A 12,228-nucleotide genomic window follows, 5' to 3' on the forward strand; every position below is an offset into this window, starting at 1 on the left:
GCCGCCTGACGCGTCCTCCCATCGCGCCCCAACGCTCCGGCCGGCGTCAGGTCAGGCGTCGTCACGTCCGGCAGGAGAGGTCTTCCACATTAAGGACCGGCGCAGGCGCCGCGTCGCTGGTGGGCGGGCGACCGAGACGCGAATGCTCATTTGCGCGTTCGACTGTTGTTACAGACCTTGGGTCAACAGCGTAGTAAAACCCTTGCCATCATCGCGACCGTGTCCGCCCGTCATCTGCATCGCCGCTACGCCCTCTTCGCGCTGAGCTTCGTCGGCCTCGTCGTGGGCCTGGGGCTGGCCGAGCGCTTTGGGCTGCCCAAGGCCTGGATCGGCTACACCTTCCTGGGCGCGACGGTGGCGGTCTACGCCATCATCGGCATCCTTTGCCGCACGACCGACCCGGCCGAATACTTCGTCGCCGGCCGCCGCGTGCCGCCCATCTACAACGGCATGGCCGCCGGCGCCGACTGGATGAGCGCTGCCAGCTTTATCGGCCTGGCCGGCACGCTGTACGCGAGCGGCTATGCCGGCCTGGCCTATGTGCTGGGCTGGACGGGCGGCTTCGTGCTGGTGGCGCTGTGCATCGCGCCCTATCTGCGCCGCTTCGGCCAGTTCACGATCGGTGACTTCCTGGCCGAGCGCTTCGAGAGCCGCGCGCTGCGCCTGGTCGGTGCCGGTGCGGCCATCCTGGTGTCCTTCGTCTATCTCGTCGCGCAGATCTATGGCGTCGGCCTGATCACGACGCGACTGACCGGCCTGGGCTTCGAGGTCGGCGTCTTCGTCGGCCTCGGTGGCGTGCTGGTCTGCTCCTTCCTGGGCGGCATGCGCGCCGTCACCTGGACCCAGGTGGCCCAGTACCTCATCATGATCCTGGCCTATCTGGTGCCGGTGATCTGGCTCAGCGTCAAGCAGACCGGTTGGCCGCTGCCCCAGCTCGTCTATGGCCAGCAACTGCACCAGCTCGCCCAGCGCGAGCGCGAGCTGGTCCGTGACCCGGCCGAGCTGCAGGTGCGCGCCATCCACCAGCAGCGCGCCGATGCCGCGGCCGCCCGGCTGGCCGATGTGCCGAAGGCGCTGGCCGGCGAGCAGGCGAGGGCGGCGGCCCAGGTTGCCGCGCTGAAGGCGGCCGACGCGCCGCTGGCGAAGATCCAGGCTGCCGAGAAGCAGCGTGCCGCGCTGCCGCGTACGCCGGCCGAAGCCGAGGAGAGCTGGCGCCGCGAGCAGGCGGGCGAGGCCCGGCTGGCCCTGCCGCTGTCGGGCCTCGCGCCCCACACCCAGCCCTTCGCGGGCGATCCCGATGGCAGCCCGGCCGAGCGCGACCAGGCCGGCGAGGCACGCCGCAACTTCATCGCGCTGGTGCTGTGCCTGATGGTGGGCACCGCCGGCCTGCCGCATCTGTTGACCCGCTACTACACGACGGCCACGGTCGGCGGTGCGCGCGAGTCCGTCGCCTGGTCCCTGGTCTTCATCTGCCTGCTCTACCTGACCGCGCCGGCGCTGGCCGTCATGGTCAAGACCGAGGTGTTCAACCACCTGGTCGGCACTTCCTTCGACCAGTTGCCGGCCTGGATACGCCAGTGGCAGCGCGTCGACCCGACGCTGCTGTCGGCGGTGGACCTGAACGGCGACGGCCGTCTGCAGCTGGGTGAGCTGCGCCTGCATCCCGACCTCGTCATGCTCGTGATGCCCGAGCTGGGCGGCCTGCCCTATGTCATCTCCGGCATGGTCGCGGCCGGCGGCCTGGCCGCGGCGCTGTCCACCGCCGACGGCCTGCTGCTGGCCATCTCCAGCGCGCTGTCCCACGATTTCTACTACAAGGCCATCAACCCCGAGGCCTCGCACACGCGGCGCGTGACGCTGTCCAAGGCCCTGCTGCTGGCGGCAGCGCTGGCCGCGGCGGCCGTGGCCTCCAGTCGGCCGGCGGACATCCTGGCCGTGGTCACGGCGGCCTTCTCCATTGCCGGCTCGACCTTCTTCCCGGCCCTGGTCGCCGGCGTGTTCTGGCGCCGCGCCAACCGGGCCGGCGCGCTGGCCGGCATGCTGACCGGGCTGGCCGTCTGCCTGGGCTATCTCGTCATGGCCCATCCGACCCTGCGGTCCCTGATCGGCCTGACCGGGCCGGCGACCCTGGTCTGGGGCATACAGCCGGCCTCGGCCGGCCTGTTCGGCGTGCCGGCCGGCGCGCTGGCCCTGGTGCTTGTCAGCCTGCTGACCGCTGCGCCCAGCTCGCGCCAGCGTGATTTCGTCGCTGCGCTGCGCAGCGCGCCGGCGCCCTGAGGTGGCCGCAGCCGGTGGTGATTTGGTGGTTTGGCCTTCCCGGGCTAGAATTGCGGGTTCCCCCTTGCCGGGTCACGAGTCGACGCCGTGACGCGGCTTCCACAGCCTGTGCATACCGCCTGGGCTGGAATCCACAAGGAGTACACATGCGTCACTACGAAATCGTTCTGCTGATCCATCCGGATCAAAGCGAACAGGTTCCGGCCATGCTGGAACGCTACAAGGGCCTGATCACCGCCGGTGGCGGTGTCGTGCACCGAGTCGAGGACTGGGGCCGCCGCCAGCTGGCCTACCAGATCCAGAAGCTCGCCAAGGCCCACTACCTGTGCCTGAACATCGAGTGCAGCAAGGAAGTCCTTGCCGAGCTCGAGACCGGCTTCCGCTTCAACGACGCCGTGCTGCGCCACCTCACCGTGGTCCAGGACAAGGCCGTCACGACCCCCTCGGTCATGATGAAGGCCGTCGAGCGCGAAGAAGCCCGCAAGGCGCCGCAACAGGAAGCGGCCTGAGCACTGCTCATCGCTAGAGAACCAGGTTTTTCGAGCAGCAAGCCGACCGCGTGAACCAGCTTTCGCTGTCGGCGCAGATCCAGCAACTCGGTCAAGTTCGCTACACCCCCGCCGGGCTGATGGCCCTGGACGCAAGCCTCAAGGCCGAGTCCGAAGTCATCGAAGCCGGCAAGCCGCGCAAGGTCTCCCTGGAGATCAAGGCGGTCGCGGTGGGCGAGATGGCCAAGGCTTTGCAGGCGCTGGGAGTTGGCGGCCAGGCGGTCTTCCGCGGCTTCCTGACCCACCAGCGCAACGGCCGGGGCTTCATCGCCCATGTCACGTTGATCGAGCCCGCTGCCCAAGAGCCCGGAAATATTTGAATCCGGATAGATTTAACAGAGGTCCCCTATGGCACCCCCCCGTGGTAAAGGTCGCTTCTCCAAGGACAAGAAGCCCAAGCGCAACCAACAGTCGCTGCTGTTCCGCCGCAAGCGTTTCTGCCGCTTCACTGTCGCCGGCGTCGAGAAGATCGACTACAAGGACATCGACACGCTGCGCGACTTCGTCGCCGAAAACGGCAAGATCACGCCCGCTCGCCTGACCGGCACGCGCGCCTTCTTCCAGCGTCAGCTGACGGTCGCCATCAAGCGTGCGCGCTTCCTGGCCCTGCTGCCGTACAGCGACCAGCACAAGGTCTAAGGAGCTGACGACATGCAAGTGATCCTGCTCGAAAAAGTGGCCAACCTCGGCAACCTCGGCGACGTCGTCAAGGTCAAGGACGGTTATGCCCGCAACTTCCTGATCCCGACCAAGCAGGCGCGCCGCGCCACCGAGGCCGCGATCAAGGAATTCGAAGCCCGCCGCGCCGAGCTCGAAAAAGCCGCCGCCGAGAAGCTGGCCGCCGCCCAGAAGCTGGGCGAAGCCATCACCGGCAAGACCGTGCGCATCGCCCAGAAGGCCGGTGTGGACGGCCGCCTGTTCGGCTCCGTGACCAACGCCGACATCGCCGACGCGCTGACCAAGCTGGGTTCGCCCATCGCCAAGGCCCAGGTGCGCCTGCCCAACGGTCCGCTGAAGACCGTCGGCGAGTTCCCCGTGAGCGTTGCCGCCCACACCGACGTGGTCGTCGAGATCAGCGTCCAGGTGGTTGCGGAAGCCGAGTAAAGCTCGCTTCCCCTGATGTCGCGGCCCCGCTTGAGGCCGCAACATCGAACGAAGGCCGAGGCCCGCAGGGGTTTCGGCCTTCTGTCTTTCGGGGCCGTGTTTTCCCGCCCGGTCCACCGTTTGCTCCCAGTCCCTCCACAGCTTTATCCACAGGGCCTGTTAGCACTACGGGGATCGGATGCGTTGTCACTCAAAAGTCCGCGAGCAAGGCGCGAAGTCGAAGCTGGGGTCATCCCCGGCGAGACTTCGCAACGCCGCGCGCGGGCTTTTGAATGACAACCCTTCGGGAGAGGGCCTGCGCGGGCGCATGGCGTCGTTGCGCGTCTTGCCTGGGCATAGGCCCCAGGCGCGTCGCACGCCTAGCCCTGCACCCGCGCAGGCCCTCTCGCACCGATTCCCATAGTGCTAACAGGCCCTGGCATGTCCGCGATCTTTCCCGCCTCCTCCTCCGCAGCCCCGCAAGACGACGAGGTCGCGCGCCTGCGCGTGCCGCCGCATTCGGTCGAGGCCGAGCAGAGCGTGCTCGGCGGCCTGCTGATCGACAACTCCGCCTGGGATAAGGCCGCCGACCTGCTGACCGACAGCGACTTCTATCGCTTCGAGCACAAGCATGTCTACACCGCCGTCGGCAAGCTCATCAATGCCGGCAAGCCGGCCGACGTCGTCACCGTCTTTGACGAGCTGACCTCGGTCGGCCGCGCCGAGGAGTGCGGCGGCCTGGCCTATCTGAACGCGCTCGCGCAGAGCGTGCCGAGCGCCGCAAATTTGCGCCGTTATGCCGAGATCGTTCGCGAGCGCGCCATCCTGCGCAAGCTGGTGGCCACCAGCGACGAGATCGCCACCGCGGCGATGAACCCCCAGGGCCGCGCGGTCACGCAGATCCTCGACGAGGCCGAAGGCAAGATCTTCCGCATCGGCGAGGAAGGCTCGCGCAGCCGCCAGGGCTTCCAGAGCATGGACCAGCTCGTCGTCGCGCTGATCGACCGCGTCAACGAGCTGGCCGAGAGCGGTGCCCAGGACGTGACCGGCGTGCGTACCGGCTTCTACGACCTCGACAAGCAGACCGCCGGCCTGCAGCCCGGTGACCTGATCGTGCTGGCCGCGCGGCCCTCCATGGGCAAGGCCCAGCCCCTCGATGCCCGCGTGCGCACACGCACCGGCTGGGCGCGCATGGGCGACTTGCAGGTGGGCGATGCGCTTGCGTCGGTGGACGGTCGGCCGTCAATCGTCACGGGCGTGTTCCCGCAGGGCGTAAAGCCGGTGTGGCGGGTGCGCTTTTCCGACGGACGCTCGACTGAGTGCTGCGACGAGCACCTGTGGAAGGTGCATTGCCGGCATTGGCCGGCGCCGCGTGTCCTCAGCACGGCGCAATTGCGCGAGTTGCTGGATAAGCGGCGCTACCAGGATCGGGTTTGGATCGAGCGTGCCAGCGGCCACTTCGGGCACGACGACGAACTGCCCGTGGACCCCTGGCTCCTGGGGGCACTGCTCGGCGACGGCAACCTCACCGGCACGGGCTCGGTGCGATTCAGCACGGCGTCGCCGCAGGTGCTGGCCACCGTCGGCGAGCGCGCTGGCGCCGGCATGGTGGTGACGCCGGCTGGCGGCTATGACTATCGCATCGTCCGCGAGGATCGCGGTCATGTACCGGGCATTGCCGGTTCGCAGCCCAACCCCCTTCGCGTCGCTCTGCAGGCGTTGGGCCTCTCGGGCCTGTCGAGCGACCAGAAGTTCATTCCCGCCCTCTACCTCGAAGCCAGCCGCGAGCGCCGTCTGGAGATGCTGCGCGGCCTGCTGGACACCGATGGGTGGGTCGAGCGCTGGGGCAGTGTGCGGCTGTCGACCTCCAGCGAGCGGCTGGCGAAGGACGTCCAGGCGCTCGTGCGCTCGCTCGGTGGCTGGTGCTCGGTCACGGGCAAGCAACCGCACCACACGGTGGCTGGCGTGCGCATGGCTGGGCTGCCAGCCTTTGTTTGCCACATCTCGCACCCTCAGCCGCGAGAGCTTTTCCTGCTGGCCGACAAGCAAGCGCGTGCGCCGGAGCGCTGGCAGCGCGAGAAGCGCCTGACGATTGCCGCCATCGAAGCCAGCCGCGAAGCGGCCTGCCAGTGCATCTCGGTCAGCCACCCGGAGCGGCTTTACGTCACCGACGAGGACGTGGTGACGCATAACACCGCGTTCGCGGTCAACATCGCTGAGAACGTCGCCATCAACGAAGGCCTGCCCGTCGTCATCTACTCGATGGAAATGGGCGCCGCCCAGCTCGCGCTGCGCATGGTCGGCTCCATCGGCCGCATCGACCAGAGCCGCCTGCGCACCGGGCAGCTGAAGGACGACGAATGGGGGCGCCTCTCGGAGGCCGTCGACAAGCTCGGCAAGGCCAGCATCTTCATCGACGAGAGCCCTGGCCTGAGCCCTTCGGAAGTGCGCGCCCGTGCGCGCCGCCAGGCGCGCATCTGCGGCCAGCTCGGCCTCATCGTCATCGACTACCTGCAGCTGATGAGCGGCAACGGCGGTGGCAGCGAGGAGAACCGCGCGACCGTGCTGGGTGAGATCTCGCGGGGCCTGAAGGCGCTGGCCAAGGAGCTGAAGTGCCCCGTCATCGCGCTGTCGCAGCTCAACCGCTCGGTGGAGCAGCGGCCCGACAAGCGCCCGATGATGTCCGACTTGCGCGAGTCCGGCGCCATCGAGCAGGACGCCGACATCATCATGTTCATCTACCGTGACGAGTACTACACGAAGGACGACTGCAAGGAGCCCGGGGTCGCCGAGATCATCATTGCGAAACAGCGTAACGGCCCGGTGGGGACCGTGAAGCTCGCGTTCCAGCGCATGCACACGAAGTTCGAGAACCTCGCGCCCGGCTATGTGGGCGTGGAGCGGGACGAGTACTGACCTTTTCGTCGATCCAGAACCCGAGGGGCCACTGATGCACAGCGCGCATCGGTGGCCTTTCAACTTTTCCGTGAGTAAGGGGCTGCGGCATGTGCCGCTGAACACCCGCAACAACCTATGGAAGCTTCACACCTAGGCTAGCCGGGAGGCCATCCCCGCGCAGCCGAAGGCCTCGAAGCGGTCCGCGCAGAGGTCGCGCGCCGCGACCATCGCCGCGCTCAGAAACTTGCGCGGGTCGAACTCGTCGGGCTTCTTGGCCATCGCGCGCCGCATCGCGCCGGTCATCGCGAGGCGGATGTCGGTGTCGATGTTGATCTTGCGCACGCCGTGCCGGATGCCCTCCTGGATCTCCTCCACCGGCACGCCATAGGTCTCCTTGATGTCGCCGCCATGCTCGCGGATGACGGCCAGCCACTCCTGCGGCACCGACGACGAGCCGTGCATGACGAGGTGGGTGTTCGGGATGCGCGCGTGGATCTGCTTGATGCGGTCTATCGCAAGGATGTCGCCGGTGGGTTTGCGGCTGAACTTGTAGGCGCCGTGCGAGGTGCCAATGGCGATGGCCAGCGCGTCCACGCCGGTCTGGGCGACGAAGTCGGCCGCCTGCTCGGGGTCGGTCAGCATCTGCTCGTGGGTCAGCACGCCTTCGGCGCCGACGCCGTCCTCCTCGCCGGCCGTGCCGGACTCCAGCGAACCCAGGCAGCCCAGCTCGCCCTCCACCGACACGTTCACCGCATGCGCCATCTCGACGACGCGGCGTGTCACAGCCACGTTGTAATCGTAGGAAGACGGCGTCTTGGCGTCCTCCAGCAGCGAGCCGTCCATCATCACGCTGGTGAAGCCCGAGCGGATGGACTGCATGCACTGCGCCGGGCTGGCGCCATGGTCCTGGTGCATGACGATGGGCAGGGCCGGGTACATCTCGGCGGCGGCCTCCACCATCTTGCGCAGGAAGGGCTCGCCGGCGTATTTGCGCGCGCCGGCCGAGGCCTGCAGGATGACCGGGCTGTCGGTCTTGGCGGCGGCCTGCATGATGGCCTGGATCTGCTCCAGGTTGTTGACGTTGAAGGCGGGTACGCCGTAGCGGTGCTCGGCGGCATGGTCGAGCAGCCGCCGCAGGGAAATCATGGCCATGAAGGACTCCGTTGGGGATGAGGATTCAGTGGGCGCGGTCTTGGAGGGCGCGCACGGCGGGCAGGGTCTTGCCCTCCAGGAATTCGAGGAAGGCGCCGCCGGCCGTCGAGACGTAGTCGACGCGGTCGGCGATGCCGAACTGGTTGATCGCCGCCACCGTGTCGCCGCCGCCGGCGATGGTGAAGGCCTGCGAGCCGGCAATCGCCGTGGCCAGCATGCGCGTGCCGTGCGAGAACTTCTCGATCTCAAACACGCCGAGCGGCCCGTTCCAGACGATGGTCTTGCAGGCCTCCAGCTCGTCGACGAGGCGGCGCATCGAGCGCGGGCCGAAGTCGAGGATGAGGTCGCCGCCGCCCACCTCGGCCACCGGCTTGATGGTGGGCAGGGCAGCCTCGGAGACTGCGTCGGCCACGACCACGTCGGTGGGCAGGAAGAGGCGCGCGCCGCGGCTCTTCAGCGTGGCCACCACCTCGCGGGTCGCGTCCAGCATGCTGGGCTCGCACAGCGATTTGCCGACCGGATGGCCGGCCGCCAGCAAAAAGGTGTTGGCCATGCCGCCGCCGACGACCAGCAGCTCCACGCGCTGGGCCAGCGCATTCAGGATGCTGAGCTTGGTGGACACCTTGGAGCCGCCGACGATGGCCGCCATCGGCCGCTCGGGCGCGGCCAGCGCGCGGCCCAGGGCCTGCAGCTCGGCCGCCATCAGCGGGCCGGCGCAGGCCTCGCCGGCCAGGCGGGCCAGGGCCTCGGTCGTGGCCTCGGCGCGGTGGGCGGTGCCGAAGGCGTCGTTCACATAGACGTCGCAGAGCGCGGCCATGCGGGCCGCGAGCGCGGCGGAGTTGGCCTTCTCGCCGACATGGGCGCGGCAGTTCTCCAGCATCACGACCTGGCCGGGCGCGACCTCGAAGGGCTGGTCCAGCCAGTTGCCCACCAGCGGCACCGGCGTGCGCAGCAACTGGGCCAGTCGTTCGGCCACCGGCCGCAGCGAATCGCGATCCGCGAGTGCGCCCTCGGCCGGGCGGCCGAGGTGGGAGGTCACCATCACGCGGCCGCCCTGCTGCATGGCCTGGCGGATGCCGTCCAGGCTGGCGCGGATGCGGGTGTCGTCGCTGATGCGGCCATCGCCGTCCAGCGGCACATTGAGGTCGCAGCGGATGAAGACGCGCTGGCCGCGCAGGTTGATCTGGGCGAGGGTCTTGAAGCTCATGTCGCTCCCCTCAGGCGCGCGCCATCGCCAGAGCGGTGTCGAGCATGCGGTTCGAAAAACCCCACTCGTTGTCGTACCAGGCGCAGACCTTGACGAGGCGCCCGCCGGCGACCTTGGTGCAGCTCGCGTCGACGATGCTGGAGCGGGCGTCGTGGTTGAAGTCCACCGACACCAGCGGCGCGTCGCTGTAGCCCAGGATGCCAGTGAGCGGGCCGTTCGCGGCGGCCTCGCGCAGCAGGCCGTTGACCTCGTCCACCGTCGTGTCGCGCCCGGCCGTGAACACCAGATCCACCATCGACACATTGATCGTCGGCACCCGCACAGCGAAGCCGTCGAGGCGCCCAGCCAGCTCGGGAAGTACCAGGCCCACGGCGGCCGCGGCACCGGTCTTGGTCGGGATCATGGACTGCGTGGCCGAGCGGGCGCGGCGCAGGTCCTCGTGGTAGACGTCGGTCAGCACCTGGTCGTTGGTGTAGCTGTGGATGGTGGTCATCAGCCCGTGCTGAATGCCGAGACCGGCGTGCAGCACCTGGGCCACCGGCGCCAGGCAGTTGGTCGTGCAGGAGGCGTTGGACACGACGCGGTGCTCTGCGCGCAGCACGCCGTGGTTGACGCCGTAGACGACGGTGGCATCCACGTCCGCGCCGCCCGGCGCGCTGATCAGCACCTTGCCGGCGCCGGCCGCGAGATGCGCCCCCGCCTTGGCCTTGCTCGTGAACAGGCCGGTGCACTCCATGACGAGGTCCACACCCAGCTCGCGCCAGGGCAGCTCGGCCGGGTTGCGCAGGGACGTGACGCGGATGCGTCGGCCGTCGACGACGAGGAACTCGCCCTCGCACTCGACGGGCAGGCCGAAGCGGCCGTGGGCCGTGTCGTGGCGGGTCAGGTGGGCGTTGATGCGGGCGTCGCCCAGGTCGTTGATGGCGACGATGTCGATCTCTTGCGTGCGCTGGGCTTCGAACAGTGCGCGCAGCACATTGCGGCCGATGCGCCCATAGCCGTTGATGGCGATGCGGAGGGTCACGGTTTGTCTCTCGATGTTTTCGTTAGGAAAGCAGGGCGTGGGCGCGCTCGGCCACGGCTTCGGCGGTGATGCCGAACAGCTTGAACAGCTCGCCGGCCGGGGCCGACTCGCCGAAGCGGTCGATGCCGATCACGTCGCCGCTTTCGCCGACGTACTTCCACCACAGGCCCGTGCTGCCGGCCTCGACGGCCAGGCGCGGCAGGTGGCGGGGGATGACGCTGTCGCGCCAGTCGGCGTGCTGGCGCTCGAAGACGTCCATGCAGGGCATGGACACGACGCGGGCCGGGATGCCGGCCGCGGCCAGCAGCGCGGCGGCGGCCAGGGCCACGCCGACCTCGGAGCCGCTGGCCAGCAGCGCCACGCGCTCACCCTCGGGGCGGCGCAGCACATAGGCGCCGCGGGCGATGTCGTCCAGCCGCGGGCGGCCGTCGCCGGCGTGGGGCAGGGCCTGGCGCGACAGCAGCAGGGCGCTCGGGCCGTCGGGGCGGCGCAGGGCCTCGCGCCAGGCCACGGCGGTCTCGGTCGCGTCGGCCGGGCGCCAGACGTCCAGGCCGGGGATCAGGCGCAGGCTGGAGGCATGCTCCACCGGCTGGTGGGTGGGGCCGTCCTCGCCCAGCCCGATGGAGTCGTGGGTGTAGACATGCACGACCGGCAGCTGCATCAACGCGGCCATGCGCACACCGTTGCGGGCGTAGTCCGAGAAGGCCAGGAAGGTGCCGCCGAAGGGCCGGTAGCCGCCATGCAGAGCCACGCCGTTCATGATGGCCGCCATGCCGAACTCGCGCACGCCGTAGTGCACATGGTTGCCGGTGGCCGTGCCCTTGAGCGGGCGGTGCCCCTTCCAGTCGGTCAGGTTGGAGCCGGTCAGGTCGGCCGAGCCGCCCAACAGCTCGGGCGTGGCGGGGGCGACCTCCTGCAGCACGTCCTGCGAGGCCTTGCGGGTGGCCACGGCCGCCGCGCGCGCCTCGGCGGCTTCGCAGGCGCGGGCCAGCGCGGCCTGGGTCGCGGCACTCAGCGGCGCGTTGCGGTCGCAGCGGCGCAGCAGCTCGGCAGCCAGCTCGGGGTAGGCCTGGGCATAGGCCGCGAAGCGCTCGCGCCAGGCGCCGCTCAGCGCCGCGCCGCGCTCGCGCGCCGACCAGGCCAGCTGCACGTCGGTCGGCACCTCGAAGGGCGCGGCCGTCCAGCCCAGAGCGGCGCGGGTCAGTTCGATCTCGGCCGCACCCAGCGCCTCGCCATGCACCTTGGCCGTGCCGGCGCGGTTGGGCGAGCCCTTGCCGATGGTCGTGCGGCAGCAGACAAGCACCGGCTTGTCGGAGGCATGCGCGGCGGCGATGGCACGGTCCAGCTCGGCGAAGTCGTGACCGTCCACCTCGCGCAGCACCGTCCAGCCATAGGCCTCGAAACGGCCCGGCGTGTCGTCGCCGAACCAGCCCTTCACGTCACCGTCGATGGAGATGCCGTTGTCGTCGTAGAAGGCGACGAGCTTGTTCAGCTTCCAGGTGCCGGCCAGCGAGCAGGCCTCGTGGCTGATGCCTTCCATCAGGCAGCCGTCGCCGAGGAAGGCATAGGTGCGGTGGGCTATGACCGCGTGGCCGGGGCGGTTGAACTCCTCGGCCAGCAGCTTCTCGGCCAGGGCCATGCCGACCGCGTTGGCGATGCCCTGGCCGAGCGGACCGGTCGTCGTCTCCACGCCGGGCGTGACGCCCACCTCGGGGTGGCCGGGCGTCCTGCTGTGCAGCTGGCGGAAGCGCTTGAGCTCCGCTATGGGCAGGTCGTAGCCGCTCAGGTGCAGCAGTGCGTAGAGCAGCATGGAGCCGTGGCCGTTGGACAGCACGAAGCGGTCGCGGTCCAGCCAGTTCGGGTCGGCCGGGTCGTGGCGCAGCTGGTGGCGCCACAGCGCCTCGGCGATGTCGGCCATGCCCATGGGCATGCCGGGGTGGCCGGAGTTGGCCTGCTGCACGGCGTCGACGGCGAGCATGCGCAGCGCATTGGCGCAGCTGGCGCGGGAGGGCAGGGGGAAGCTGTTCTTCATGGCCGCC

Annotated in this window: 10 protein-coding genes; 6 read left to right on the forward strand and 4 right to left on the reverse strand. The window is 69.3% G+C overall.

The features are described 5' to 3' along the window. Positions 1 to 219 precede the first annotated feature (219 nt). The 6 genes from EV671_RS15170 (at position 220) to dnaB (ending at position 6,824) form a co-directional block, all read left to right on the forward strand. On the forward strand, positions 220 to 2,277 hold the full coding sequence (locus EV671_RS15170; protein ID WP_243655749.1) for a sodium:solute symporter family protein: 2,058 nt from the start codon (positions 220 to 222) through the stop codon (positions 2,275 to 2,277). 146 nt (positions 2,278 to 2,423) lie between these two features. After that, the gene (rpsF, locus tag EV671_RS15175) at positions 2,424 to 2,786 is read left to right on the forward strand and encodes a 30S ribosomal protein S6 (RefSeq protein WP_132573188.1); all 363 of its coding nucleotides are present in this window, start codon (positions 2,424 to 2,426) and stop codon (positions 2,784 to 2,786) included. Between the two features lie 50 nt (positions 2,787 to 2,836). Beyond that, positions 2,837 to 3,145 (forward strand): primosomal replication protein N, encoded by a 309-nt coding sequence (gene priB, locus EV671_RS15180; RefSeq protein WP_132573190.1) that lies wholly within the window; start codon positions 2,837 to 2,839, stop codon positions 3,143 to 3,145. A gap of 28 nt (positions 3,146 to 3,173) precedes the next feature. Further along, positions 3,174 to 3,464: a 30S ribosomal protein S18 gene (gene rpsR / locus EV671_RS15185; protein WP_132573192.1), complete on the forward strand. Its 291-nt coding sequence runs from the start codon at positions 3,174 to 3,176 to the stop codon at positions 3,462 to 3,464. Positions 3,465 to 3,476: 12 nt separating this feature from the next. Next, positions 3,477 to 3,929 carry a 50S ribosomal protein L9 gene (gene rplI, locus EV671_RS15190; protein WP_132573194.1) on the forward strand — a complete coding sequence of 151 codons (453 nt, stop codon included), beginning with the start codon at positions 3,477 to 3,479 and terminating at the stop codon, positions 3,927 to 3,929. A gap of 420 nt (positions 3,930 to 4,349) precedes the next feature. Next, a complete protein-coding gene (dnaB, locus tag EV671_RS15195) occupies positions 4,350 to 6,824 on the forward strand; it encodes a replicative DNA helicase (protein WP_132573196.1) in 2,475 nt (824 codons plus the stop codon). Positions 6,825 to 6,956: 132 nt separating this feature from the next. Here dnaB and fba read toward each other — a convergent pair whose 3' ends face one another. Genes fba through tkt form a run of 4 tightly spaced genes read right to left on the reverse strand, consistent with a single transcriptional unit; the run spans position 6,957 to position 12,221 of the window. Then, entirely contained in the window at positions 6,957 to 7,958 is a 1,002-nt protein-coding gene (fba, locus tag EV671_RS15200) for a class II fructose-bisphosphate aldolase (RefSeq protein WP_132573198.1), read from the reverse strand. A gap of 25 nt (positions 7,959 to 7,983) precedes the next feature. Next, positions 7,984 to 9,165 (reverse strand): phosphoglycerate kinase, encoded by a 1,182-nt coding sequence (locus EV671_RS15205; protein ID WP_132573200.1) that lies wholly within the window; start codon positions 9,163 to 9,165, stop codon positions 7,984 to 7,986. Positions 9,166 to 9,175: 10 nt separating this feature from the next. Further along, positions 9,176 to 10,189 carry a type I glyceraldehyde-3-phosphate dehydrogenase gene (gap, locus tag EV671_RS15210; RefSeq protein ID WP_132573202.1) on the reverse strand — a complete coding sequence of 338 codons (1,014 nt, stop codon included), beginning with the start codon at positions 10,187 to 10,189 and terminating at the stop codon, positions 9,176 to 9,178. Between the two features lie 22 nt (positions 10,190 to 10,211). Further along, positions 10,212 to 12,221: a transketolase gene (tkt, locus tag EV671_RS15215; protein ID WP_132573204.1), complete on the reverse strand. Its 2,010-nt coding sequence runs from the start codon at positions 12,219 to 12,221 to the stop codon at positions 10,212 to 10,214. Positions 12,222 to 12,228: the final 7 nt, after the last annotated feature.

The organism is Roseateles saccharophilus (assembly GCF_004342485.1).
In the GTDB taxonomy this organism is placed as follows: Bacteria; Pseudomonadota; Gammaproteobacteria; order Burkholderiales; family Burkholderiaceae_C; genus Pelomonas; species Pelomonas saccharophila.

Bases quoted from the DNA above. Each gene is read 5' to 3' on its own strand.
- rpsF (WP_132573188.1), top strand. From the start codon at position 2,424: ATGCGTCACTACGAAATCGTTCTGCTGATCCATCCGGATCAAAGCGAA.
- rpsR (WP_132573192.1), top strand. From the start codon at position 3,174: ATGGCACCCCCCCGTGGTAAAGGTCGCTTCTCCAAGGACAAGAAGCCC.
- dnaB (WP_132573196.1), top strand. From the start codon at position 4,350: ATGTCCGCGATCTTTCCCGCCTCCTCCTCCGCAGCCCCGCAAGACGAC.
- EV671_RS15205 (WP_132573200.1), bottom strand. From the start codon at position 9,165: ATGAGCTTCAAGACCCTCGCCCAGATCAACCTGCGCGGCCAGCGCGTC.
- fba (WP_132573198.1), bottom strand. From the start codon at position 7,958: ATGGCCATGATTTCCCTGCGGCGGCTGCTCGACCATGCCGCCGAGCAC.
- rplI (WP_132573194.1), top strand. From the start codon at position 3,477: ATGCAAGTGATCCTGCTCGAAAAAGTGGCCAACCTCGGCAACCTCGGC.
- tkt (WP_132573204.1), bottom strand. From the start codon at position 12,221: ATGAAGAACAGCTTCCCCCTGCCCTCCCGCGCCAGCTGCGCCAATGCG.